General features: G+C 66.4%; 1 protein-coding gene. It reads left to right on the forward strand.

Features of this window, described 5'->3' with window-relative positions; genetic code table 11:
• A partial coding sequence (locus tag SB751_RS34305) for a hypothetical protein (RefSeq protein WP_410749532.1) occupies positions 1 to 244 on the forward strand: 244 nt, incomplete at both ends.

Consider the following 244-nt stretch of genomic DNA (forward strand, 5'->3'; position numbering starts at 1 on the left):
GTGGAGAGGCCCGTCGAGAGCGAGCTCACGCCGGTCGACAGCGAGCTGGCCGTGGTCGACGTCGAGGTCGACAGCGACGCCACATTGCTGTTCGTCGTGGAGAGGCCCGTCGAGAGCGAGCTCACGCCAGTCGACAGCGAGCTAGCCGTGGTCGACGTCGAGGTCGACAGTGACGCGACATTGCTGTTCGTCGTCGAGAGACCCGTGGAGAGCGAACTCACCCCAGTCGACAGCGAGCTGGCCG

The organism is Cupriavidus sp. SIMBA_020, from assembly GCF_046535395.1.
Classification (GTDB): domain Bacteria; phylum Pseudomonadota; class Gammaproteobacteria; order Burkholderiales; family Burkholderiaceae; genus Cupriavidus; species Cupriavidus campinensis.